The 25556-nt window shown below is 45.5% G+C and carries 22 protein-coding genes; 10 read left to right on the plus strand and 12 right to left on the minus strand.

Annotated features, from left to right (window positions below; translation table 11 throughout):
• Positions 1–48 precede the first annotated feature (48 nt).
• Positions 49–1056 carry a phage shock protein operon transcriptional activator gene (pspF, locus tag R7P80_RS04800; protein WP_017820869.1) on the minus strand — a complete coding sequence of 336 codons (1008 nt, stop codon included), beginning with the start codon at positions 1054–1056 and terminating at the stop codon, positions 49–51.
• A gap of 232 nt (positions 1057–1288) precedes the next feature.
• Here pspF and pspA point away from each other — a divergent pair, with 232 nt between their 5' ends.
• The 7 genes from pspA to R7P80_RS04835 all read left to right on the plus strand — a co-directional run bounded on the left by pspA (position 1289) and on the right by R7P80_RS04835 (position 8628).
• Positions 1289–1960, plus strand: a complete 672-nt coding sequence (pspA, locus tag R7P80_RS04805; protein WP_005378119.1) for a phage shock protein PspA — start codon at positions 1289–1291, stop codon at positions 1958–1960.
• A 14-nt stretch (positions 1961–1974) separates the two neighbouring features.
• Positions 1975–2208 carry an envelope stress response membrane protein PspB gene (gene pspB / locus R7P80_RS04810; protein ID WP_005378117.1) on the plus strand — a complete coding sequence of 78 codons (234 nt, stop codon included), beginning with the start codon at positions 1975–1977 and terminating at the stop codon, positions 2206–2208.
• Positions 2201–2590, plus strand: coding sequence for an envelope stress response membrane protein PspC (gene pspC, locus R7P80_RS04815; protein ID WP_017634673.1), 390 nt, complete (start codon positions 2201–2203; stop codon positions 2588–2590). The genes pspB and pspC overlap by 8 nt, the downstream gene beginning before the upstream one ends.
• 161 nt (positions 2591–2751) lie before the next feature.
• Positions 2752–3783 (plus strand): efflux RND transporter periplasmic adaptor subunit, encoded by a 1032-nt coding sequence (locus R7P80_RS04820; protein ID WP_042522033.1) that lies wholly within the window; start codon positions 2752–2754, stop codon positions 3781–3783.
• A gap of 1 nt (position 3784) precedes the next feature.
• Positions 3785–4882 (plus strand): efflux RND transporter periplasmic adaptor subunit, encoded by a 1098-nt coding sequence (locus R7P80_RS04825; RefSeq protein ID WP_167415129.1) that lies wholly within the window; start codon positions 3785–3787, stop codon positions 4880–4882.
• On the plus strand, positions 4879–7989 hold the full coding sequence (gene vmeI, locus R7P80_RS04830; protein ID WP_225491460.1) for an efflux RND transporter permease subunit VmeI: 3111 nt from the start codon (positions 4879–4881) through the stop codon (positions 7987–7989). Before R7P80_RS04825 ends, vmeI begins: the two co-directional genes overlap by 4 nt.
• A 72-nt stretch (positions 7990–8061) precedes the next feature.
• Positions 8062–8628 (plus strand): DNA-3-methyladenine glycosylase I, encoded by a 567-nt coding sequence (locus tag R7P80_RS04835; protein WP_005378109.1) that lies wholly within the window; start codon positions 8062–8064, stop codon positions 8626–8628.
• A 24-nt stretch (positions 8629–8652) separates the two neighbouring features.
• Here the strand turns inward: R7P80_RS04835 and R7P80_RS04840 are convergent, their stop codons facing one another.
• From R7P80_RS04840 to cls, 4 genes are all read right to left on the minus strand, one after another.
• Positions 8653–9513: a lipase secretion chaperone gene (locus tag R7P80_RS04840; protein ID WP_025766863.1), complete on the minus strand. Its 861-nt coding sequence runs from the start codon at positions 9511–9513 to the stop codon at positions 8653–8655.
• Positions 9514–9525: 12 nt separating this feature from the next.
• Positions 9526–10431: an esterase/lipase family protein gene (locus tag R7P80_RS04845; RefSeq protein WP_017820863.1), complete on the minus strand. Its 906-nt coding sequence runs from the start codon at positions 10429–10431 to the stop codon at positions 9526–9528.
• Between the two features lie 248 nt (positions 10432–10679).
• A complete protein-coding gene (locus tag R7P80_RS04850; protein WP_053349514.1) occupies positions 10680–11885 on the minus strand; it encodes a cystathionine beta-lyase in 1206 nt (401 codons plus the stop codon).
• A gap of 211 nt (positions 11886–12096) precedes the next feature.
• A complete protein-coding gene (gene cls, locus R7P80_RS04855) occupies positions 12097–13551 on the minus strand; it encodes a cardiolipin synthase (protein ID WP_017820861.1) in 1455 nt (484 codons plus the stop codon).
• A gap of 430 nt (positions 13552–13981) precedes the next feature.
• Between cls and R7P80_RS04860 the strand changes: the two genes are divergently transcribed.
• From R7P80_RS04860 to R7P80_RS04870, 3 genes are all read left to right on the plus strand, one after another.
• A complete protein-coding gene (locus R7P80_RS04860; RefSeq protein WP_042522154.1) occupies positions 13982–15352 on the plus strand; it encodes a sodium-dependent transporter in 1371 nt (456 codons plus the stop codon).
• 82 nt (positions 15353–15434) lie between these two features.
• Positions 15435–16127, plus strand: a complete 693-nt coding sequence (locus R7P80_RS04865; protein WP_225491459.1) for a TIGR01621 family pseudouridine synthase — start codon at positions 15435–15437, stop codon at positions 16125–16127.
• A gap of 31 nt (positions 16128–16158) precedes the next feature.
• Positions 16159–17100 (plus strand): class I SAM-dependent methyltransferase, encoded by a 942-nt coding sequence (locus tag R7P80_RS04870; RefSeq protein WP_017634665.1) that lies wholly within the window; start codon positions 16159–16161, stop codon positions 17098–17100.
• Between the two features lie 213 nt (positions 17101–17313).
• Here the strand turns inward: R7P80_RS04870 and R7P80_RS04875 are convergent, their stop codons facing one another.
• From R7P80_RS04875 to R7P80_RS04905, 7 genes are all read right to left on the minus strand, one after another.
• Positions 17314–18369 carry a hybrid-cluster NAD(P)-dependent oxidoreductase gene (locus R7P80_RS04875; RefSeq protein WP_225491458.1) on the minus strand — a complete coding sequence of 352 codons (1056 nt, stop codon included), beginning with the start codon at positions 18367–18369 and terminating at the stop codon, positions 17314–17316.
• An 81-nt stretch (positions 18370–18450) separates the two neighbouring features.
• The gene (gene hcp / locus R7P80_RS04880) at positions 18451–20112 is read right to left on the minus strand and encodes a hydroxylamine reductase (protein ID WP_213907084.1); all 1662 of its coding nucleotides are present in this window, start codon (positions 20110–20112) and stop codon (positions 18451–18453) included.
• A gap of 174 nt (positions 20113–20286) precedes the next feature.
• Positions 20287–21816: a nitric oxide reductase transcriptional regulator NorR gene (gene norR, locus R7P80_RS04885; protein ID WP_225491457.1), complete on the minus strand. Its 1530-nt coding sequence runs from the start codon at positions 21814–21816 to the stop codon at positions 20287–20289.
• A gap of 202 nt (positions 21817–22018) precedes the next feature.
• Positions 22019–22498 carry a glycine zipper 2TM domain-containing protein gene (locus R7P80_RS04890; protein WP_005386695.1) on the minus strand — a complete coding sequence of 160 codons (480 nt, stop codon included), beginning with the start codon at positions 22496–22498 and terminating at the stop codon, positions 22019–22021.
• Between the two features lie 123 nt (positions 22499–22621).
• Positions 22622–23233 (minus strand): CDP-alcohol phosphatidyltransferase family protein, encoded by a 612-nt coding sequence (locus tag R7P80_RS04895; RefSeq protein ID WP_042522015.1) that lies wholly within the window; start codon positions 23231–23233, stop codon positions 22622–22624.
• Entirely contained in the window at positions 23226–23873 is a 648-nt protein-coding gene (locus tag R7P80_RS04900; RefSeq protein WP_151514690.1) for an ATP-binding cassette domain-containing protein, read from the minus strand. Before R7P80_RS04900 ends, R7P80_RS04895 begins: the two co-directional genes overlap by 8 nt.
• A complete protein-coding gene (locus R7P80_RS04905) occupies positions 23839–25548 on the minus strand; it encodes an ABC transporter permease (protein ID WP_225491456.1) in 1710 nt (569 codons plus the stop codon). Before R7P80_RS04905 ends, R7P80_RS04900 begins: the two co-directional genes overlap by 35 nt.
• Positions 25549–25556: the final 8 nt, after the last annotated feature.

Below are 25556 nucleotides of genomic sequence, written 5' to 3' on the forward strand. Positions count from 1 at the left end.
TAGAGCGCAGTCACGAGCTCGTGTATTGATTGAGTACTCTCGGTCAAGTTAGCTTTGTCCGACCAAACCATATTTTCTAACCATCCCTCGTAATTGGTGATAGCTCAAGCCAAGTAGCTCGGCTGCTTGTCGTTGATTAAACTTGGCTTCTTCCAATGCACGATTGAGTAAATGGATATCTTGTTCCTCTTGCCATTGTTTATAGTCTAGAGGGAATTGGATGGTGTTGCTTGATGCTTCCTCTTCTTGTTGTTCTGCTTGTTTTGCACTATGGCCAAGCGCGCTGTGCCAAACCGTTTCAAAAGGATTGAAAACCAGTTCATCAATTGGGTGAGCATTCAGACCATGTTGGTAAATCGCACGTTCAATCACGTTTTTTAGTTCGCGGACGTTACCGGGCCATTCATATTCAATAAGCGACTGCTGCGCTTTTGGGGTAAAACCGACAAAGTATTCCAGTTGCAGTTCACGACACATTTTCATCGCGTAGTGCTCTGCTAAAGAGAGAATGTCTTCTTTGCGCTCGCGAAGAGGCGGTAACATAATGACATCGAAGGCTAGCCTGTCGAGCAGATCTGCACGAAAATCACCTTGCTCTGCCAATTTTGGTAGGTCGGCATTGGTTGCACAAACAAGTCGAACATCCGCATTGAGAGCGGTATGACCGCCAACTCGCTCATATTCACCATATTCAATGACACGTAATAGCTTTTCTTGAACTAAAAGTGGTGCGGTTGCCAGTTCGTCAAGGAACAAAGTACCGCCCTCGGCACGCTCGAAACGCCCTTTATGCTTACCTTTAGAGCCCGTGAAGGAGCCGGATTCATGTCCAAACAATTCGGAATCTATTAGCCCTTCGCTTAATGTCGCACAGTTGAGTGATAGTAGTGGTTTATCCCAACGTCTTGATAAATAATGCAAACGCTGAGCGATGAGTTCTTTACCCGTACCTCGTTCACCAATGATGAGGACAGGGCGCTCAATGGGTGCAAGTTGTGATACTTTATCTAGTACAGCGAGAAAAGCAGGTGATTCACCAATCAGGTTTTGCTTCATAAAGTCCTTCTTATTTAACAGCCGAGCCATGATTTAGAGATAGAGTTGGTAAATTTCACCAACAGTTGGTGAAAAACATCATAGCACAATAGTGTGTAACGACAACAAAATGAATAACGCTCTGATTTATAAGAAAATTATAAGTTGGCACGTTACTTGTTATATATTCAGGGAGACACAAGGTTAATCACCACCTTGTCGAGTTTTAATAGGAAAAAAGAGGAGTTCCGTTATGGGTATTTTTTCTCGATTTGCAGATATCGTTAACTCAAACATCAGTGCATTACTGGACAAGGCGGAAGATCCTGAAAAAATGATCCGTCTTATCATTCAAGAAATGGAAGACACACTTGTTGAAGTGCGTACTAACTCGGCTAAAGCGATTGCAGACAAGAAAGAGTTGGCTCGTAAGGTTGAAACGTTAGAAGAGCAAATTGGCGAATGGGGCCAAAAAGCGAGCTTAGCATTAGTTAAAGAGCGTGAAGATCTAGCTCGTGCAGCGTTAATTGAAAAGCAGAAGCTAGAGCAAGTGATTAAAGGCCTCCACACTGAGCAAACCTTAGTGGAAGAAACGATCGATAAGCTTACTGGCGAGATTGGTAAGTTGGAAAGCAAAATTGCTGAAACGCGCGCCAAACAGCAAGCTCTAGCAATTCGTAACCAAACTGCATCTAACCGTCGTGATGTGCAAAAACACCTGCATACTAGCCGTACTAATGAAGCGATGGCGAAATTTGAGCAGTACTCACGTAAAGTGGATGAAATGGAAGCGGAAGCAGACCTGTATGCTCAAACTGGTAATGCTAAATCGCTAGAACAAGAGTTTGCAGAGTTGCAGGCACAAGACGAAATTGAAAAAGAGTTGGCAAAACTGAAAGAACAGATGTCATCGAAAGATAAATAAGAAAGGAGCCATTTATGTCGGCATTTTTTATAGCAGGACCAGTGATTGTCTTTTTAATCTTTGTCGCTCCACTATGGCTCTTCTTACACTATCGCAGCAAACGCAAAACAGATAGTGCACTGTCGAGCCAGGATTTAGAGCGCCTTCAGGTACTATCTGAAAAAGCAGAAGCGATGCAGTCCCGAGTTGATACATTGGAGCGCATCTTGGATGCTGAGTCACCAACATGGAGACGCAAGTATGAATAATCGAGAACTGTATCGTGATCCAGTAAATGGCAAAATCTCCGGTGTTTGCGCCGGTATTGCCAACTACTTTGGTGCAGAAGTTTGGTTGATTCGTATTGTAGTGATTTCTGCAGCGCTGTTAGGTGGTACGTTTTTGGTATTGTTAGCGTACGTCGCGATGGCGTTTATGTTAGAAAAGCAACCAGTAACGTATTCTGAAAATATCAGAGCGCAGCAAGAGCATACGCTCAAAAGTAAGCCTTGGCAGAAAGGGCAAAGCCCTGATCAACTGCTCAGTGTGTTGGAAAGGGATTTTGACCGTCTTGATGGCAAAATTCGTAACATGGAAGCTTATGTTACGTCTGATACATATAGGGTGAACAGAGAATTCAGTAAGCTTTAGGCATTTTGTATCCAAAGAAGATTTAACTGAAGCAGGCATAAAGCCTGCTTTTTTATCACAAATTACTAATTTTAAAGCACTATTAATCTTTTCTGCTCTGGAAGTTCGTTCAAAATTCATCTACTTTAAAAATAATCCCCCAATTTTTATGGATGAATGTAATGAGAAAATTGCTCATTCCTATTGCCATCTCGGCTGTCTTGTCGGGGTGCGGTAAAGAACTTCCTCCTGTTCCTGAACCTGAATCGCGCCCTGCGAAGCTATTTACAGTATCTGTTGGCAATGCCCAGTTTGAGCGACATTTTCCTGCCACGACGGAAGCTGGCGATAGAGCAGTACTGACATTTCGAGTTCCTGGGCTTCTTCAAACGATAGAAGTGAATGAAGGTCAAGTCGTCAGTAAAGGTGATGTTTTGGCGTCATTAAACCCAGATGAATATTCTCTGCTCGAACAGCAAGCTCGGGCAAATTTTTTGCTCGCAGATGTGCAATACAAGCGATACCAAAAGCTACGTAAAGACCAAGTAGTATCTGAGCAAGATTTTGATGAGGCAAAAGCGAACCACAACTCGGCAAAAGCTCAATGGAATCAAGCAAAGGCAAACTTAAGGTATACCAAACTTTTCGCGCCATATGATGGCACCATTTCGTACATTCCAGCAGAAAACCATGAATATGTTGCCGCGAAAGAAGGGGTGATGAATATTCAGTCCAACCAACTCCTCAAAGTGATATTCCAAATCCCAGACTATCTTCTAAATCGTTACACGCAGGGGAGCGATGTCTCTGCCAGAATGATATTTGATGCGTTCCCCGAGCGAGCCTTTGATTTAACCTTTCAGGAAATCGATACAGAGGCCGATCCTAAAACGGGCAGTTACAAAGTCACGATGGTCATGGAGCGACCAGCAGAAATAGGCCTTTTGCCGGGAATGTCTGGCAATGCCTACCTCCTGTCCAAAAGTGCAGGAGCGACAAAGATTCCTAACTCTGCGTTGCTAGAAGAGAACGGCAAAACATACGTTTGGCGTGTCGATGAGCAAGGCATTGTGTCTAAAGCCGCAATTGAGATGAATGACAAAAATCAAGTGTTAGCTGGGCTTAACGATGGCGACCAAATCATTATCTCGGGTGTCAGTGTAATTGAACCCGGAATTAAGGTAAGAGCGTGGATTAAGGAAAGAGGGTTGTAATATGAAAGGAATCATCTCTCTAGTGGCTTTACTTTCAACGCTTTTTCTCGTTGGATGTGGGGATAATGCGCCAGAAAAAGATCTCGAAACGCCACGAGTTAGGGTTACGTCATTAGCGGGAAACAAGGTGGACGACAACTTGTACTTCCCTGCGGTTGCGAATGCGGCGGATCGCTCTCATTTGAGCTTCAGAGTGGCAGGAGAAGTCAGCCGCATCATGGTAAAAGAGGGCGACAAAGTCACGAAGGGTGATGTTATTGCAACGCTAGATCCCACGGACTATGAGTTGGATGTAGATAATGCGAGTGCGCGTTTTTCTGTTGTCGACAGTCAGTATCGCCGCTCACGCCCTTTGGTTGATAAAGGCCTATTAGCTAAGTCTCAGTTTGATGAAATTGCAGCACAACGACAAATCGCCTTAGCAGAGCTTCAGTTAGCCAAACTTCGTCTATCATTTACTGCCTTAAAAGCGCCCGTGGATGGGATTATTTCGCGAGTTAATATCGACCAATTCGAAAATGTTCAAGTCGGACAGCATATCGTTAATATTCACAGCTTGGAGCGAGTCGAAGTGTTGATTCAGCTTCCAGACCGCCTCTATGTGAACCAACCGCCAACGGAAGAAAGACTCACCGCGATCAAAGCATTGGTGCGCGTGCCCAGCGGTAACGAATATAACGCGACGGTAAAAGAATTTACAACCGAACCCGACCCAACAACAGGTACGTTTACTGTCACACTGTCGCTTCCTATGCCGGAAGAAGAGTACATCCTAGATGGGATGGCTGTTGAAGTAACGTCTAAAGACGAGAATGTTGGGCTTGATCTAAACCTAGGAATTAATGTCCCTATCGAAGCCATTTTCAATGCGGACGGTGACGAGCTGGGACGCGAAAACAAATTTGTTTGGGTACTGAATGACGACAATACGGTATCGCGCAAACAGGTGCGAGCAGGTAAGGCATCTAAAACGTCCATTCAAATCCTTGATGGTCTCATGCTCAAAGACAAAGTTGTGATTGCCGGTGTTTCTCGATTAAGGGATGGCATGAAAGTGGAAGTGATACAGGAAATGGCTACGCAGGAGACCGGTCTATGAGCGATCTTAATAAACCAGTGCCTCAAAGTGATGATGATGTGACCGGTATTGCTGCGTACTTCATCCGAAATCGCGTCATCAGTTGGATGGTCGCACTGATATTTTTGATTGGTGGTATCGCCGCATTCTTTGGTTTAGGGCGTCTTGAGGACCCTGCTTTTACTATTAAAGATGCGATGGTAGTGACCTCTTACCCTGGTGCGACACCGCAACAAGTCGAAGAAGAAGTGACGTATCCAATCGAAAAAGCGATTCAGCAGCTTACTTATGTTGATGAAGTAAATTCGATTTCTAGCCGAGGCTTATCTCAAATCACGGTCACGATGAAGAACAATTATGGCCCTGATGATCTACCACAAATTTGGGATGAGTTGCGCCGTAAAGTGAACGACCTTAAAGGGACGTTGCCTCCAGGTGTGAATGAACCTCAAGTGATCGATGATTTTGGTGATGTTTACGGGATTTTGTTAGCGGTGACTGGCGACGGTTATAGCTATAAAGAACTACTGGATTACGTCGATTACTTACGCCGAGAGCTCGAACTGGTTGATGGCGTGAGTAAAGTTTCGGTATCTGGGCAACAGCAAGAGCAAGTGTTCATCGAAGTATCGATGAAAAAATTGAGCAGTATAGGTCTTGCTCCGGATACCGTGTTTAATCTTCTTTCGACGCAAAACGTAGTTTCTGACGCAGGAGCGATCAGAATTGGTGATGAGTACATCAGAATTCAGCCGACTGGCGAGTTCCAGAGTGTGGATGAGCTAGGCGATTTGTTGATTACTGAGTCGGGTGCTCAGGGGCTCATCTTCTTGAAAGATGTGGCGGAAATAAAACGTGGTTACGTAGAAGTCCCGAATAATATTATTAATTTTAACGGCAGCCTCGCACTAAACGTGGGTGTTTCTTTTGCTGAAGGCGTCAACGTCGTTGAAGTCGGAAAAGCGTTTGATCATCGCCTTGCAGAGCTAAAGTACCAACAACCTGTTGGTATCGAAATCTCGGAAATTTACAGTCAGCCTAAAGAGGTGGATAAATCGGTTAGCGGTTTTGTTGTGAGCTTGGCTCAAGCTGTCGGTATCGTCATTATCGTACTTCTGTTCTTTATGGGGCTACGTTCAGGTCTGCTTATCGGTTTAATTTTACTGCTGACGGTGTTGGGTACGTTCATTTTCATGAAGTATCTCGCGATAGATTTGCAGCGGATTTCATTAGGTGCCTTGGTTATCGCGTTAGGTATGTTGGTGGACAATGCAATCGTTGTGGTTGAGGGGATTTTGATTGGTACTCAAAAAGGGCGAACTCGACTCCAAGCAGCGACCGACATTGTTACCCAAACAAAGTGGCCATTACTTGGGGCAACTGTGATTGCGGTAACTGCATTTGCGCCAATTGGACTGTCTGAAGACTCTACGGGTGAATACTGTGGCACTTTGTTTACGGTTCTGCTGATCTCTTTAATGTTGAGCTGGTTTACCGCTATCTCGTTGACACCATTCTTTGCTGACATCTTCTTTAAAGGCCAGAAGATTAAACAAGGTGAAGGGGAAGAAAATGATCCATATAACGGGGTTATTTTCGTTATTTATAAAAAGTTTCTTCAGTTTTGTATGCGTCGTGCTTGGTTTACCGTTGTGGTGCTGATTGCGGGATTAGCGGCAAGTGTTTACGGGTTCACCTTTGTGAAGCAAGCGTTTTTCCCATCGTCGACAACGCCGATTTTTCAGTTAGATGTATGGATGCCAGAAGGAACTGATATTCGAGCAACTAACACAACGCTTAAAGAGTTAGAAAGTTGGTTAGCTAAGCAAGAGCATGTTGACCATATCACGACGACCGCGGGTAAAGGTTTACAGCGCTTCATGTTAACGTACGCGCCAGAGAAAAGTTATGCGGCTTATGGTGAGATAACCACTCGTATGGAAAATTACGAAGCGTTAAAACCATTAATGGCGAAGTTTCGAGAGTATTTAAAAGCCAACTACCCAGAAATCAATTACAAGCTCAAACAGATTGAGTTAGGCCCTGGTGGTGGTGCAAAAATTGAAGCGCGTATTATTGGCTCAGATCCAACCGTCCTTCGTACGATAGCCGCTCAGGTCAAGGACATCATGTACGCCGACCCTCAGGCAACAAATATCAGGCATGATTGGCGTGAACGAACCCAAGTTCTTGAACCTCAGTTTAACGAGAGTCAGGCACGTCGCTATGGCATTACCAAATCGGACGTCGATGATTTCTTGTCCATGTCATTCTCTGGAATGACGATAGGCTTATACCGAGACGGCACGACGCTCATGCCTATCGTGGCTCGTTTACCAGAAGATGAGCGCATTGATATTCGTAACATCGAAGGCATGAAAATATGGAGTCCAGCACAGAGTGAGTTTATCCCACTTCAACAAGTCACAATGGGTTACGACATGCGTTGGGAGGATCCTATCATCGTACGTAAGAACCGTAAGCGTATGCTCACTGTGATGGCAGACCCTGATATTCTAGGTGAAGAAACCGCATCGACGTTGCAAAAACGTTTACAGCCCCAAATCGAAGCGATTCAAATGCCTCCTGGCTATTCACTAGAGTGGGGTGGTGAATACGAATCTTCAGGTGATGCTCAAGAGTCACTGTTTACTACTATGCCAATGGGGTACTTGTTCATGTTCTTGATCACTGTATTCCTATTTAACTCTATCAAAGAGCCACTCATTGTTTGGCTTACCGTGCCACTGGCGTTAATTGGTGTCACCACCGGTTTGTTGGCACTCAACACGCCGTTTGGTTTTATGGCATTGCTCGGCTTCTTAAGCTTATCGGGAATGGTGCTCAAAAATGGCATCGTATTACTGGACCAAATTGAAATTGAAATGAAGTCCGGTAAAGAGGCTTATGACGCGGTCGTTGATGCTGCGGTAAGTCGCGTCCGTCCCGTTTGTATGGCTGCTATCACGACGATCCTTGGTATGATCCCACTGTTGCCAGATATCTTCTTCAAACCAATGGCGGTTACGATTATGTTTGGTTTGGGCTTTGCGACAGTCCTGACACTGATTGTCGTACCAGTGTTGTATCGTTTGTTCCATAAAGTGGCAGTACCGAAACAGGCTTAGTGCTACTGATATAACGATGAAAAGTATTGCGCCTCTAGCTCATCAGTTAGAGGCGCTTTTTAAGGAAGAATAATGACAGAACAAAAAACGTGTGCGTGGGCGATGAATCACCCATTAGAGCGCGAATATCATGATTCCGAATGGGGCGTGCCAGTATATGACGACCAAGTCCTGTTTGAATTTATTACTTTGGAAGGTGCGCAAGCTGGTCTTAGTTGGATCACCATCCTTAAAAAGCGCGAAGGTTACAGAGAAGCGTTCGAGAATTACGATCTAGATGCGTTGGAACAAAGAAATGAAGAACGCGCTGAATACATCGTGGAAAACTTCGATGTTGTGAGACATCGCGGAAAGATTAACTCGGTATTCAGTAATGCCAAAGCGGCCAAAGCGTTAATTGCTGAATACGGGAGTTTATCAGACGCGTTGTGGCAGTTCGTGGACGGTGAACCAATCGTCAATCAATGGCAACATATGAGTGACGTACCAGCTTCGACAGAGCAATCCAAAGCCATGAGTAAATTCCTAAAAAAGAAAGGCTTCAAGTTTGTCGGTGAAACCATCTGTTATGCTTTCATGCAAGCCGTCGGCATGGTGGATGACCATATCGTTGGATGTCCTAAAAAGCAGAATAAGTGACGTTTGGCTATTAAGCTAATGTTGTTAGTTTTGGCTATCATGAATACGTTCCAAAGCTTCGATTCGACGCCATTGAGTGGCATCGAAGCTTTGTTTTCTTAAAGCAATGATTTCTGCCTGTTTTTCGTCTTGCCCTAGAAAATCCCTATTCAGAATATTTTGACGCTGCTTTAAGTAAGTGGCGAGTTGAGTCTCAAATGATGCTCTTTTCTCATCAAGCTTTTGCAGCCTCTGCGCTCCGGCATCTCCTACCAGAGCAACACGGGCGATGTACTTGTCTTGTGAACCAAGCTGAGAAGCTTGCTCGAGCTGCTTTGCTAATGCGTTATTGCGTTCACTTTCTCGTATGTAATCCGGTTGTTCTGATAACGCTTGATTAAGAAGGTGTGTTTGACTCTCGATATCCGATGCCTGTGTTTTAATCGTCAGCTTTTCTAAAGCAAGTTGGCGAAGTCGGTTTTCTTCGTCAAACAATAGGGTTATCTGCACCTCGTTAAAGTATTGAAGCTGTAAGTTCAGTATTGCTTCATTCAGCATGGTTAACTGTTCAAGCGTTAGGTGGTTGTGCTGAAAAGGCTCTAATGCAGAGAGTGCTTGCTTGTAGGAAAGGTAGGTTTGAAAAAGTTGGGCATCAATATTCAGAGTTTGCTTTGCTAAAGTGTCATCATTAACTTCCGCTTTGATCGTATCGAGATCTTCTTCGCCCAGCCGGCTAAGAGAATATTCGAAGAAATCTTTTGGGGAAGAGACATCGGCGGCTATATCTTGCTGAGATGGCGAATGGTTAGAGGTTATCTCTTGTTGTTTGTCGCTTTGCAACAGAGAAAGCGCTCCCACGCCAAATATCGAGAGCAGGATAAAAGTGGTGAGAGCGACTTTCTTCATTGTGATGACCTCTTATAAACCTTGAAGTTTGAGACGATTTGCATGTTGGCGATAAAGCGTGACTGGATCGGTTTCAAAAAGATGATGAATACCGAGCAGGCCGTTAATTTCATCCAAATGGTTCATTTGATAATCATCACGTATGACTTTGCCCAAATGTGTGCTGCACGCACCAACTAAGCCATCATTTGGCCCATCAAAGGCTAAGCCAAGTACCATCATGGCAGCGTCGGTCGGATCGAAAACGTTTGTAAAAGTGGATGATCCGGTCCATGAGTAGTAATAAACGCCATTTGAAGCCAGCAAGTCACCATTACCACATTCACTGGTAGGGACCCCCTCCGGGTAGTGTTGGTTAAACGCTAATGATCCTTCCGTGGTTAATGCTGCTAGTGAGGCTAAAGGGTCTTGGTCGAGATCAGAACCACCTGATAGAAGATTAATAAGAGTAGTTAAGCCTTGCGCCAGTTTTACCGCGAGCTGCTCACTACCCGAACCCTCAGATACGGTGCCACGAACTAAATCTGCCACTTTAGACCCTTTATTAACGCCTCCTATACTCGTAACTGATGCGACTAGGTCAGGACGGACAGAGGCAACATAGCGCGTTGTTGGACCACCATGACTGTGACCAATGAGATTGACTTTCTCTGCGCCTGTTGCTGCAAGTAAGGTTTCTACTTGAGCAAGCAGTTGCTCCCCTCGAACTTCGCTGCTATTGGTCGCGGATACCTGTGCAACATAAACCGTAGCGCCATCTTTTGTTAAGGAATGTGGTATTCCGAAAAAGTAATCAACGCCTGCCAGGGTATCAAAACCAAACAAACCGTGAACCAGAACAATCGGATACTTGGTTTGGGTATAACCTGTTGCAGCGTATACGGAGGTTATTGGGACGGTAACTAAGGTAAAAAGCATTAGCGCTATAAATTTGAGTTTCAAAACTATCTCCTTGTGGTATGACCTCTTATGAATGATAAAAAGTAGGAGAGAAACTCTAAATTTGAAAAGCCTATTTGTGGCACATTATTTCATTCTGTGACTGCTCAATTGAAAAACAACACAAATGATTAACATTAATTAATGGTTCGGGTGAATGTTAGTTAATTCTAATTAAGTCAAGGGCTTATAAAAACGCCCCGCAATGCAGGGCGATTCAATCATTGTTATAGGGAGGCTTCTTTTTCAAGCATTAAGGCATTATAACGCGCAAAACCAGCCTCTAAATCAGCGATCAAGTCATTTACGTCTTCTAAGCCAATATGAATACGAACCAAAGTACCTTCAAAGTGTGGGTGAGCTATGGTTCTCAGGCTGTTAAAGCTCTTAGGTTCGTTAGCTAGAATGAGGCTTTCATAACCGCCCCAAGAGTAACCCATACTGAAGTGTTTCATACCATCAAGCAGAGCCGTCGTCGCTTTTGGATAAGACGTTTTGAGAACAAATGAAAACAAGCCGTTTCCACCTGTGAAATCTCGTTTGAAAAACTCATGGCCAGGATTTGTTTCTAAAGCTGGATGGCGGACATGATCAACTTCTGGGCGAGAAGCGAGCCACTGAGCGACTTTTAAACTGCTTTCTGCGTGCTGTCTTAGGCGAACATCCAACGTGCGAATACCTCGAAGACCTAGGTATGCGTCGTCAGGAGAAACGCACTGACCCATCAGGTAGCTTTGTTCACGAAGCTGATCCCAATACTTTTCAGAAGCCACAGCAGTACCTAGCATGACATCTGAATGTCCAACAATATACTTAGTTGCCGCTTGAATGGAAATGTCTACGCCATGCTCGAAAGGAGAGAAGTTCACGCCTGCTCCCCATGTGTTGTCAAGCATCACGATGATATCTTGCTCGTGGGCAATGCGCGCTAATGTAGGTACATCTTGGACTTCCATGGTTATTGAACCAGGAGACTCCAAGAAAAGGACTTTGGTATTCGGCTGAATCAAGTCTCGGATACCTTCACCGATCATTGGGTCATAATAGGTGGTTTCGATGCCCATTTTCTTCATTATGGTGTTACAAAAGTCACGAGTTGGTTCGTAACAAGTGTCCACCATTAGAATGTGATCGCCAGTTTCAACGAAAGAGAGGATGGCGTTTGAAATTGCTGCCGTTCCACAAGGGTAAAGCGCGCAACCAGCTCCACCTTCAATCTCAACCATTGCGTCTTGGAAAGCAAAGTGCGTGTTGGTGCCTCGGCGACCATAAAACAATGTTTTGTTTGCACGATTAATGGTGGCTTGGTTCTTTTCTGCAACGGTATTGAATACCACGGTTGAAGCGCGTTGAACGGGTGGGTTTACAACACCATTTGTCCACTTTTTATCGCGGCCAGCGGTAATGAGTTTGGTTTTTTTTCCCTCTGACATAAAAGTTCCCTGTCTTAAATATTGCGGTTTTGAATATTTAAAACATGGACGACGTAGGTTATGCAAGGGAAAAGTCAACTATCAGCCAATAACAGCCAAGATGAACAGGTAATGATGTCGAGAGGTATCGTGTAGATAGGGAGCTAAAAGAACAAACCTCCAGCAGGATGCATGTAGCGCTGGAGGTTTTTTAGCCTGTGTATTTGAGGTATTAGAGGAGTGGGTTGAAGAGATAGAACACTCGCTCTAAGAACCGAGAAAATAGGCTCCTTTTCTCCCATTCTTCCAATACAACAGTGTGAGATTGCTTAATATAGCTATCTTGTAACCAAGACATTTGCTTGGTGAACTCTTCGTCATCAACGGCGAGGGTCACTTCGAAGTTCAGCCACAAGCTGCGCATATCCATGTTTACGGTGCCAACTAAACAGAATTGGTCGTCAATTACGACAGATTTTGTATGCAGCAAACCACCATAAAACTCATAAATCTTGACCCCTGCACTCAAGAGCTCACTATAAAAAGCGCGTGAAGCCCATTGCACCATCATAGAGTCATTTTTATGGGGAATAATGAGTTCAACGTTAATGCCTCGTTGTGCTGTCATCTTTAACGTTTCGAGTAAATCAGCATTGGGCACGAAATATGGTGTTGTGATTCGTACCGAGCGATTGGCTTGGTTTATTGCCAATGTTAATACTTGATAGATCAGATATTCCGGCATACCTGGGCCAGAAGGCACAACCTGAATAGGGTGTTGGAATTCACTCTCATCGATCTTGCATTCAGGTAGTCTTGGTAAATGACGTTCGCCAGTTTCGACTTCCCAATCCCAACAGTGGATGGCACTCAATACGTTTACCGTTGGTCCTGTAATGCGAACCATGATATCCACCCAATGCCCAACGCCACTATTTTGCTTGAAGTAAGCCGGGTCAACCAAGTTCATTGAACCTGTATAAGCAATTTCATCATCAATTACGATGATCTTGCGATGTTGGCGAAGATCAAGACGACGTAAGAAAATACGCCACATCTTCACTTCTAGCGCTTGAATAACTTCAATTCCAGCATCCTGCATCATTCGATACCAAGGACTTCTGAAAAAACGTGGACTACCTGCTGAATCGAGCAATAGCTTGACATCTACGCCGCGTTTAGCCGCTTGAATAAGCGCAGAAGCGACAGAGTCAGCCAAACCACCTGGATGCCAAATGTAGAATACCATTCGAATACTGCTCTGCGCGTTTTCGATGTCTTCAATAATGGAATGCAAAATCTCATTAGGTGACTGTTGCAGCGACAATGTATTACCGCTCAATGCGGGAAGACCAAGGCGGTTGTTACAAAGTTCATCAATTCGGTAGATGTGCCTTCCCATCGTTTCTGGGTTGTGCGCGTTACAGTCGTTAAGCTGACTGAACCACTTCTCGAATGGTGTAAACATCTCTTTTGCGCGTTCGGCCCGTTTTCTGCCTAAGTTCAGTTCACCGAAGAGGAAATAACACGCGACACCCAGAACGGGAAGGATATAAATGATCATTAGCCAAGCTAAAGACACGCTCACTGCACGGCGCTTTAAAACGACACGAATGGTCACACCTGCGACCAGTAACCAATATAGCCCGATGCCAGCTAAAGTAAGAAAGTGATAAAACTTGTCCATATACGCTCAGAGTAATATGCCCTTCTAGGATATTAAGCATAAAAGTGGGTTGGGGGAATAGATTTCCCATTTAGACGTGGGATTGACCTTATATGAGGAACAAATTTCATAACAGCTGATTCTGTTATTTTAATGTGAAAAATAAGGTCATTCTTTAACTTTTGAATAAAAAAGCAGCATTTAACCTGCGTAACTCGACACTTGTGCGATAAATGTACTTTTTTGGGGTTCCAATTTTAAAGGGGAGCTGCTTTACTTTCTAGACATAGTGCGTCGAACGCTTATTTTATAAGTGTACAATAATTTTTACATAAACTTTTTAGACGCCTATCTCTATGCATACACAACAAACTAATTTTGGAGAAAAAGCGTGGCTACAACTAATACAGCAGCACCACGTGATACGTGGGGGTCTAAACTAGGCTTCGTAATGGCAGCAGCGGGTTCCGCTGTCGGTTTAGGCAATATATGGAAATTCCCTTACACAGCGGGTGAGAGTGGCGGCGGTGCATTCGTTGCTATCTACCTTATCTTTGTTATTTTTATCGGCTTTAGCGTGATGCTGACAGAGTTCGCTATTGGTCGTAAGACAGGTCTTTCTGCCGTAGGTGCATTCAAAACAACTGACCGACGCTGGACGTTCACTGGCGTTATGGGAGTCTTCAGTGGTCTTTTGATCATGGGCTTCTACCCAGTGGTTGGTGGTTGGGCATTGGCCTACATCTTTAAAGTGGGCGGTGGTCTACTCAGCGCGCCAGAAGCAATTGGCGACAGCTTTGGCGGTTTCATCTCAGATCCGATTCAACCTTTAATGTGGATGGGTGTTTACCTGTTCCTTAACGTCATGATTGTGATGAAAGGGATTTCGGGTGGTATTGAGAAAGCCGGTAAGGTTCTGATGCCGCTTCTGTTCTTAATCCTAATCGTTGTTTCTGTTAAGGGCTTAATGCTGCCAGGTGCAATGGCTGGCCTTGAGTTCTTATTCATGCCCGACTTTTCTAAAGTCGACAGCAACGTGGTTCTTGCTGCACTAGGGCAAGCGTTCTTCTCACTTAGCTTAGGTATGGGTTGTATGATGACGTACGGTTCTTACCTGAAGAAGAAAGAGAACCTAGTTCAAACAACCGGTATGGTTACAGCGATGGATACTGGTGTCGCGATTCTTGCTGGTGTTGCTATGTTCCCAGCTATGTTTGCCTTTGGCATGGAGCCTGCGGCAGGCCCTGGTCTTGTATTTGTTGTCGTTCCTCAGCTATTTGCTGAAATGGGCGGAGTAATTGGGTTGCTATTCGCGTTGCTATTTTTCATCGGTTTGACGGTGGCGGCATTAACTTCTTCAGTATCATTATTGGAAGTTGTCGTGTCTTACCTAATCGACGAGAAAGGCATGAAGCGCTCTAACGCTGTTCTGTCTGCAAGTGCAGTTATGGCGGCATTATGTATTTTTGCGTCACTATCGTTAGGTGGAATGGGACCAACGCTGTTTGGTACCGGTGCCTTTGATATCTTTGACTTACTAACGGACAAAATCTTCTTAGCGGTTGGTGGTATGTTGGTTTGTATCTTTGCTGGATGGCGCCTAAGCCGTGCTGAGCTAGAAAAAGAGATCACTAATGACGGCGAAGTATCCTTCCCGTTATTTGGATTGTGGTACAACCTAGTTAAATACCTGATTCCTGTTGCGATTGCTATTGTTGCCTTCATGGGGATTAAGTCTGGCTTTGATAGTGGCAAAGGTGAAATCATGCTGCTGGGTATCGCAATCATTGGTCTTGCTGGCATTTTCTCGAAGAAGCTTTAGCAAAGACCTTGGGGGCAAGCCTCGATAGCTTTGTCCGGTAACTTATGTATACTGCTGGCTCCAAACGTGGAGCCAGTTTTTTATGTTCGATATTCTACATACCCATCCCGATTTTCTGATCATCAATAAGCATCCCAACGTCTCTGTTCATAAAGACGATGGCGACACAATGCTGCTGCAAGAAGTGGCTAAGCAGAGTGGTGAGCAGCAGCTCTATCTTATCCATCGCTTGGATAAAATGACATCGGGTATTCTGCTCCTCGGACGCAACGTCAAAGCGGCCAGTGCGTTATCGCAAGCTTTTGCTGACCGCCAAGTGGAAAAGTTCTATCTGGCGATTGGCTCTAAAAAGCCGAAAAAGAAACAAGGTTTGGTCGTTGGTGATATGGAGCGTTCGCGCCGTTCATCATGGAAGCTGGTCAACAGCAAAAATAACCCAGCCGTTACCCAGTTTTTCTCTCTTGCGGCAGAGCCCGGAGAGCGCCTATTTTTATGTAAGCCACACACTGGTAAAACGCATCAAATCCGCGTGGCATTAAAATCGGTTGGCTCAGGTATTGTTGGCGACCCGATTTACAATGCAGGCAATGAGGCTGATCGCGGTTATCTGCACGCATTTTCACTTTGCTTCCAATACCGAGATGAGCAATATCGCTTTGTTTGCGATCCACGAGAATACAAAGTGCTTGGTAACAAATGGCACAGTGAAACCGTCTCTCAGGGTTTGGATACTTGGCTTTCCCCCTGGGAACTGAACTGGCCTACGATCAAATAACCGTCACAAAGAAAACTAATAAGAGAACTCGATGCAAGCATCACAACTTTCGCTGTTTTTTCAGCATCTAGAAACCGAGCTCGCGCAAGCTCCGAATGAAATTCGTCGACTGTTTCATGGTCGTGGTCGTCGTTTTGAGGGCCTAGAGCAAATCACCTGTGACTGGTTACAAGGTCAGTTGATCATCAACTTGTTTAAAGAAGTCGACGACGCGTTTCTCGCTGAGCTGAAAAGCGGCCTCAATGCGTTGGCACTATCACCACTGTGGGCAGACAAGCAAGGTCGCACTATGGTTCTTCAGCACCGTTATGCCGATGGTGCGCCTTCAGAAGTGCTTGTCGGTGAATTAGACGCTCGCCCTGTCGTTGAAGAAAGTGGTTTGAAATACCAATTGGATATTGGCCGCAACCAAAACTTCGGTCTGTTTTTGGACATGCGCTACGGTCGTGATTGGGTACGCGAAAATGCGAAGCATAAGAACGTGCTTAACTTGTTTGCTTACACCTGTGGCTTTTCTGTCGCTGCCATTGCAGGTGGCGCAGATAAAGTGGTTAACGTCGACATGGCGAAAGCGTCGCTGTCTAAAGGTCGTGAGAACCACAAGCTAAATGGTCATAACATCAACCAGGTAAGCTTTATGGGACACGATATCTTTAAATCTTGGGGTAAGATTAAGAAATCTGGTCAGTATGACTTGATCATTATCGATCCGCCTTCATTCCAGAAAGGCAGCTTTGCGCTGACTAAAGACTACAAAAAGATTCTACGTCGATTGCCGGATTTGTTGGCAGAAGGCGGTCAAGTGATGGCATGTGTGAACTCACCATCTGTGACAAGCGACTTCTTGATTGAGAGCATGAAAGAAGAAGCGCCAGAGTTGACATTCCGTGAGCGTCTGGATAACCCGCCAGAGTTTATGGACGTAGACAGCGAAGCAGCATTGAAAGTGTTGTTGTTTAGCGAGAAGCAATGACGACGAAACGAAAGTTGTACCTATCTATAATACCAGCCGTTTGAGTACGGCTGGCATCTCCGCGATACCCCGTCAATCTGAATAGCGAGACGCGAGTGTGATTCAGAGTCTATTATCAGAGTGAGTTATTCCTAACACGCTGATTTTAGATTCCTGACCTCGCTTAGGCTCGTCGGAATGACGGGAAACAATAAAAGATCGATACCAGCAGCATTAACCGATCTGCACTTCAAGATCCGCTTCGATGGTTGATGAGCAGGCGAGCACATAGCCTTGTTCAATTTCTTCTGGCGTTAATGTTTCTAGGCTGGTGGAAGAGATGCTGCCTTGACGAACCTTGCATTTGCACGAGCCACAAATCCCGCTTCGACAAGCGACGATTAATGGTAAACCTGCGCTTTCGAGCACATCGGCCAGTACCTGACCTTTTTGAGCATCGATGCTTTGAGCAAAATCAGGAACAGAAACGTTAACCGTCTCATCGGAGACCGATGATTCTGCGCCAGTCGCTGGCGTAAAACTCTCTTGGTAGAAGTTCGTCATGTCAAAACCAAGGTCATTCAAATAGCCGTGAACATCTTGCATAAACTGGCTTGGACCACACAGGTAAACGGTGCGCTGTTTGAAATCAGGAACAAGCTCTTTAAGCCAGTCGGCATTCAAACGACCTTGTGGATGCGATGTTCCTTCGCGGTTTTTCAGCAACAACTTTAAATTGAAGTTGGGATACACAGCGTCTAACGTTTCTAGCTGATCGTAGTAAATCGTCTCTTCTGGGCTGCGTGCAATATGAAGAAATGCGATGTCCACATCGTTGTCGTTTTCATCTTGATTACTCAGCCAGTGCTTTGCCATCGAAAATACGGGCGTGACGCCGCAACCTGCACTGATAAGCAAGGCTTTTGTTTCGCCATCACGTAACACGGGTGGATGGTCGATGCAGTTAAATTCGCCTGCTGGTGGTAATGCTTGAACAGTATCACCGAGCAGCAGCGAGTCAACGATGTAGTTCGATACTTTACCGCCAGATACTCGTTTGATGGTGAGTTGAAGGTGATCGTCTTCATTGATCGAGCTGATTGAATAGGCACGAAACTCCATTTTTCCATCAATTTCGACGCCCAAGTTAATAAACTGGCCAGGCTTAAACTGAAACAGAAGTGATTCGGTTAGTTCGGCCAATTTTATGCTGACGGTGTCGTGTGTTTCGAAGTATTTGTCGATGCAACGGAGTGTGACGGGTTGGTTACCTTGCCATTCAAAAAACATAACAATCTCTTTGGTTGTGGCTATTTTTGGTTCGAAATAGATAGCGCCTCCGCGTAAGGAGGCGCGTAACAAGCAAGTTTATTAAGCTGCTAGGATGGCTTTTAGATCATCCTGAACATTGCCAATACTGCGCATATCGAACTTCTCTTGGATGATGGCGATTAGGTTTGGCGTTAGGAATGCCGGTGCAGTAGGGCCTGTGTAAATGCCTTTCACGCCCAATGCAAATAGCGTTAGCAAGATAACGATCGCTTTTTGCTCGAACCAAGAAAGCACAAGCGTGAGTGGCAGTTCATTGATGTCACAGTCAAACTCTTTCGCCAGTGCAAGTGCAAGCTGGATTGCAGAGTAAGCATCGTTACATTGGCCCACATCCAATAGGCGAGGAATGCCGTTGATATCGCCAAACGTATTCTTGTTGAAGCGGAACTTACCACACGCCAAGGTCAGGATTAGCGTGTCTTCTGGTGCTTCAGCCGTAAAATCGGTGTAGTAGCTACGTTCCGCTTTATCGCCGTCACAACCGCCGACTAGGAAGAAGTGCTTGATGTTGCCTTGCTTCACTTGGTCGATAACCGCAGGGGCGGCGTTCATCAGTGCATTTCGACCAAAACCAACCGTGATGTGGTGTTCGATTTCATCGTGTTGGAAACCATCTTGCGCTAGAGCACATTCAATCACTTGGCTAAAATCATCGCCTTCGATGTGAGCCACACCAGGCCAGCCAACAATACTACGAGTGAATAAACGGTCTGCGTATTGACCCACATTTGGATTCAACAAGCAGTTTGACGTCATTACGATTGCGCCAGGGAAGTTTGCGAATTCTTTCTGTTGGTTTTGCCATGCGCTGCCGTAGTTGCCGACAAGATGAGGATATTTCTTCAGCTCAGGGTAGCCGTGTGCAGGCAGCATTTCACCGTTGGTATAAACGTTAATGCCTTTGCCTTCAGTCTGTTGCAGGATTTTTTCTAGGTCATGCAAATCATGGCCAGAAACAAGAATACATTTGCCTTTTACTGGCTTGACGTTCACCGTGGTTGGTTCTGGATGGCCGAAGGTAATTGTTTCACCTTGGTCGAGCATTTCCATCACTTTGTAGTTCATCAGGCCGATGCGCATTGAGCAATCAAGTAGTTCGCCGAGATCTTCAGGGTCTGTGCCCAACCACGCCATGATTTCATGGTATTCGGCATAGATATCGTTGTTGGTTTGCTCAAGAACACGTGCGTGCTCCATGTACGCGGCTGCACCCTTAAGGCCGTATAGGCAAAGTAGGCGTAGGCCAATCACATCTTCATGTACTTGGTCCTTACCACGGTTAACCGCGACTTGAGGAGCAAAAGCTAAGATTGCTTCTGCGCTATTTGGTAGCTCAAAGTGAGCAACAACAGGGATGTCAGCAACTTCGGTATCGGCGAGTGTTGCAGCAGACATTACTTGCTCTTTTAGCAATGCTTTGTACGTTGCCGCTTGAGAAGTTAGCTCTAGGACACGTTCAGGGTCAAAGTTTACGTTCGTCAATGTAGAGAAAAATGCCTTTGGTGCCCATTGGTTGATTTCATCGTTAATGATGTTGAATTCAAGTGCTTTTGATGCCCAAAAAGAAACCCCTTGCAGTGTGTAAACCAACACGTCTTGAAGGTCAGATACTTCAGAAGTTTTACCACACATACCTTGTGCAAAAGAACAACCTTTAACAGCAGGGGTTTGAATTGTCTGTTCACATTGAATACAGAACATATTGGGTTCTCCAGTGATTGTTTTAATAGTCGTGATGTTGACCACTAGAGAGCAGAATGCATGCCAATTATTATCTTGTTGATTTGTATTGAATTCTATCAGATTTAGGAGAGTGGTTGATGTGATTAAGACAACGCAGCTGATGTCTTAATCACATCGGCTTCTTGTGGTCGGTTATTTATTGATCCCGAGCTTTTTACCCATCCGATATAAGTTCCCTCGATCTATTTGTAAAAACTCCGCTGCTTTTGCCCAAACGCCACCAGTTTGGCTCAAAGCATGTTCAATTAAATCACGTTGATAGCTTTCTATTAGCTCTCGCATTGGTTGGCTTTCTTTAGGCAGATAATGCGATGTGTTTTTTACATCATCGAGAGCCAATGAGGTGTCGAAATGGTTAAGCATGATCGTGCTTGCGCCTTGTTGAATGGCGTGTAAAGCCGCGCGAGTTAAAGTGTGTTCGAGCTCGCGTACGTTTCCGTACCAAGGTAAAGACTCCAGTTGAGTCAACACTTTAGGGTGAACGTGAAGATTGGGCGCATTAAATTGTTGGCGTACCTTTTCTAACAGATATCCGGCTAAAACGGGAATATCACCGTCACGGGCACGAAGTGGGGGAACTTGGATTGGGAATACGTTTAAACGGTGGAAAAGGTCTGCTCGAAACGTGCCAGCTTCGACCTCTTTTTCTAATTGTCGATTGGTCGCGGCGATGATGCGCACATTGACCATCAAATGCTGATCGCTACCCACACGTTGCAGCTCGCCTTGCTGAATTACGCGCAGCAATTTTGCTTGCAAAATCATAGGCAGTTCGCCCACTTCATCAAGGAAAATCGTTCCACCGTCTGCCAGTTCAAACTTACCGGCACGGTGGCTATTAGCACCTGTAAATGCGCCTTTGACATGGCCAAACAGTTCACTCTCAGCCAGACCTTCAGGCAGGGCCGCACAGTTGACGTAAATCATCGGCTTATCGCTACGATGAGATTGCGCGTGTACCGAGTGCGCGACCAGTTCTTTACCAGTACCGGTCTCTCCTGTGATAAGTACTGCGTAATCTGATTGAGCAACAGTCGCAATGTTGTTTCGTAACTGGTTGATCTGTGGACTCAAACCCACCATTTCGCCATGTTGAGAACGGGCTTGCTGGATAAGGGTTTGAGTGACGCTTTTTTGCTTCTGGTTTTGCGCTTTGAGCGCTTTTAACTGAGCAATGTTACGCAATGTCGCAGCGGTCAAAGCCGCAAAGGTTTCGATAGCGACAGGATCGATGCCATCAAACGCGCCCACCGTTAGTGCATCCATCGTTAGTGCGCCAACAAGTTGGCCTTCGACATACAAGCTAAAGCCCATGCAATCGTGAACATCAATGCATTGGTCTTCAGTTAATAGTGTGCCGTCGAAAGGATCCGGCAGTGAACAATCGGCATCGAAACGCACCGGTTCACGGCTATGAATAATGGCATCTAAGCGAGGGTGCGCCTTGGGGAAATAGCGACGACCTAAGACCGAGCTGGATAAGCCTTTTACCGCGACAGGAGTTAGAAACCCATCCTCATCGAAGATAAACAGGCAGCTCGCATCACATGGGAATACTTGCGCGACCCCATCAATGAGATTTTGATATTGCTGCTCGTGAGAGCGATTTGAGCTGAGGTTTAGCGCGATATTAAGGAGTACGTGGTCAACAGTCGGAGTCATAACAAGCCCAAAGTTATCTGGAATGGGCTCATGCTAGCAACTTGATGTCATTTGAACATCGAAAGGTGTGGGAGATTGATGTTCCATTGACGACGATCAAGTTTGATACGAAAAGAAACGCGCAAGTTAACAAGTCAGTGATGTAAGCTTGCGCGGGTTAGGTGTTTGAATTAAAGCAGGCCAAAGGTTTGGTTCGTCCGAATTAACGAGGAACGACTCTAGCGTCATTACCAGAAACATTGATTTGGACCGCTTGGCCTGGTTGGAAAATCATGTTTGGATTTGCTTCTTGAACAATAGAGATAATCTTTCCGTCCTCTAAACGAATGGTCAGATTCACGCCATTTCTTTTCGCGGTTGCTTCAGCCGCTTTGCTGCCTGCATAGCCACCCAATAGACCACCACCAATGGCAGCGATATCCGAGCCAGAACCGCCCCCAACTTTTGAGCCTAAGATCCCGCCCACGGCAGCACCAGCGATGGTGCCAATGGCATTGGATTGGGTAGAGGCATCAATGGTTACGGGTTCTACTTTTTCTACTGTGCCGTAGTAAACCTGCTGAACTTTGCGAGTGTCGGATGAGCCGTATGCATCTCCGTACGGGTTAGGTGAGCTACAGCCACCAAGCACGAGCGCACAAGTAATGGTGAGCAACATGCCTAAATTGATCTGTTTTTTCATATAGCCTCCGAATGGTTTCTTCATTCAAAGAGTATATACCCCAATTTAACCTGCGTTTTGGTGCTTTATAAAACAGTGGCTTAGCGGCCTGTCCCTTAAGGAAACGCGATTGTCTAAGCAGTATTAATGATCGTTAAGCGTATGAAACCCGGAATAAATACGTGTAAAAGTAGTAAACCAGCATGCCGCGCCAAAGATATACGCGATGACGGCAAAGTGTTGCGGTAGCAAACAAAATAAAACCAAGCAGCCAATGGTTTCTGTACCTTCGGTTAAGCCGCTCATGTAGTAAAGCGATTTGTTTTTATATACCGGATTATCGATGCCTTGTTTTCCTGCCATGATGGCAAAAGCCAAAAAGCTGCTACCAGTGCCGATGAAGGAAAAAATCAAAAATGCGCCTGCAACGGCATTGTGCTCTGGGTTGGCAAGCACAAAGCCAAAAGGAATCAACGAATAGAACAAAAAATCTAAGCTGATATCAAGAAAGCCACCCGCATCGGTAATGCCTTGAATCCTTGCCAGTGCACCGTCTAACCCATCACAGATTCTGTTCAGCAAAATAAACAGCAACGCCAACAAGTACTGTTCGGTGATCAAAGCCGGGAGGGCAAAACAGCCAAGTACAAAACCAAACACTGTCGTCTGATTTGCAGTGATACCACATTTATCGAGATATTTCGCACTGAGTGCCAGCGGTTTGCGGATGAGCTTTATACTCAGGCTATCAAGCATGATTTGTCTCCCACGGCCAGTTTAGGCAGCTGCTGCCATCAGGAATATCGTCTTCATCGTGCGTTACCATCAAAGTAGGGATGTTTGCTTGCTGTAATTGCTCGACCACCCAATTGCGAAATTGTACACGCAGGTCTTTATCCAACTTGCTATAGGGCTCATCAAGTAGCGCAACTTTCGGCTTTGCCAGCAGCATACGAGTCAATGAGATACGGGCACGTTGCCCTCCCGAGATTTGGTCAGGAAAGGACTCTGCTAGGTTGGTCAATGAAATGTTCTTCAGTGCTTGCATGGCGTGAGCTTTACGCTCTTCACCCTTGATTGAGTTTGGTAGCGCGAAAGCAAGGTTCTCCCACACTGTCAAGTGAGGGAAGAGCAAATCGTCTTGGAATAGAATACCGACCTGACGTTTGTGGGCAGGGAGGGCATCCAACTTTTCGTTATCAAGCGTAATGGATCCAGAGTAATTGAACTCGGCGGATAGGTGCCCAGCAATGGCATCCAACAAAGTGGATTTACCACAACCGCTAGGCCCCATCAGGGTAACAATTTCACCTTTCTCTACGGTCATGTTGAACGCTGAAAAAAGCGCGTCGCCATTGGTTTTACGGATGGCGAGGTTTTCGAGACAAAGACTCATTCAGTAGTAAACCTTTTATAGACAAGCGGCGATACTTCCTGTGCAAGTGGCTAAGCAGTATCGCAAAAGAGAAGAACAAGAATGGCAGCAGAGCTTGCCAAATAGCGTAAATCGCGGTGACACGTCGGTCAAAACCACTGGATAGTGCAACGGCTTCGGTTGTGATGGTGCTAATGCGCCCAGCCCCTAGCACCAATGTCGGTAGGTATTGCGCCAGACTTACGCTAATCCCAACCGCCCATGCGAATGCAATCGCAGGTAGGAGGATTGGCAGTTTCACTTTTAACCAAGCTTGCATCGGTGATTTACCCAAGCTGAGTGCGACGCGAGTTAAGCCGTTGTCGAAGCTGCGCCACGGACCGTCTAGCGAGAGGTAAATAAATGGGAACGCAAAGAATACATGCGCCCAGCATACCCAAAAGAAATACGCGTTACTGTTTAAGTACAGTGTTACCACTTGCATACCGAATAGCACCGATAGCTGAGGAATCAGCATCGGGATGGCGATGATGTAACCGGGCACCTGCCAGCGATAACGGAGACGATACTCATGTGCTATTAAAGCAAGAACTAGAGCGACAGTCGCGCTGATCAGGGCGATTGACATACTTTGTTCTAGAGTCCCTAGAATGCTGTGCCATTCGTATTCCCAAAAACGCAGGCTGTAACGGCTTGGGAGCAAATCTGGAAAGCGCCAACGTTGGGCAAAGCTCCACAGCACCATGAGTGGAATCATTAGAAGTGCAAGTAGAGCAATCAGTGAAAATAGGGTTTTACCGGGTAAACGAAACCCGTTTCGACCAGAGTACTGCCAGCGTTTGAAGCCTTTGGTAATACACCATTCCATTAAGCGTGCAAATCCAATCAAAAGGCTAGCGATCGCAAACAGTATTACTGCGCCAGCGGCAGCTCTTGGTAGGAGCGATAAATCTGGATCGTTAAACCATTGCCATACCAAAACCGCAAACGTGGGTGGGTTAGTAGGGCCAATAATCAGGGCGACATCGACAACGGACAAACTGTAAGCCAATACCGCCAGCATTGGGAAACGAAGTTTTGCTAACCATTGCGGAAATACGCATTTCCACCACGCTTGCGCGGAACTGTAGCCCATCGAGTGACTGACTTTTTCAACCTTATCGACTTTCAATTGCTGAAGGATCGGAATACTCATCAACAATAAAAACGGCACTTCTTTAATCGCAAGCATGATGATCAAACCGAGTGCATGTGGGTCCTTAATCAGCAATGCTAAGTCATTCACCGTTTGTGCATTCGGGTCGTAACCAAACAGTTGGTTGAGAACACGAACGCCCATACCAGTTGGGGCAAACAAGAACGCAAAGCCAATTGCAAACGCGACGTGCGGCATCGCGAGAAGTGGGGAAAGGCTAACTTCAATTTTTCGCCAAAACTTACTGCCCCAAGAGGCTTGTAGAATTGCAAATGCGATGAAGCAAGCCAAGTAGCTACTGAAAATGGCGGAGTAGAAAGTAAGCCCGATGGATGTCCAAACACCTTCCCAATCAAAGACGGCATTGAAGCCATCAAAAGAAAAGTGGTGTAGACCGATAGGAGGTACATAACCGAGCGCAGAGACCACCACTCCAAGTAGTCCCGGAATGGTAGGCAAAATACAAACTGCGATAATGACTAAATACAGCGCTCTTAACATGGATTCTT

Source organism: Vibrio sp. 2092, from assembly GCF_033339635.1.
Lineage (GTDB): Bacteria > Pseudomonadota > Gammaproteobacteria > Enterobacterales > Vibrionaceae > Vibrio > Vibrio alginolyticus.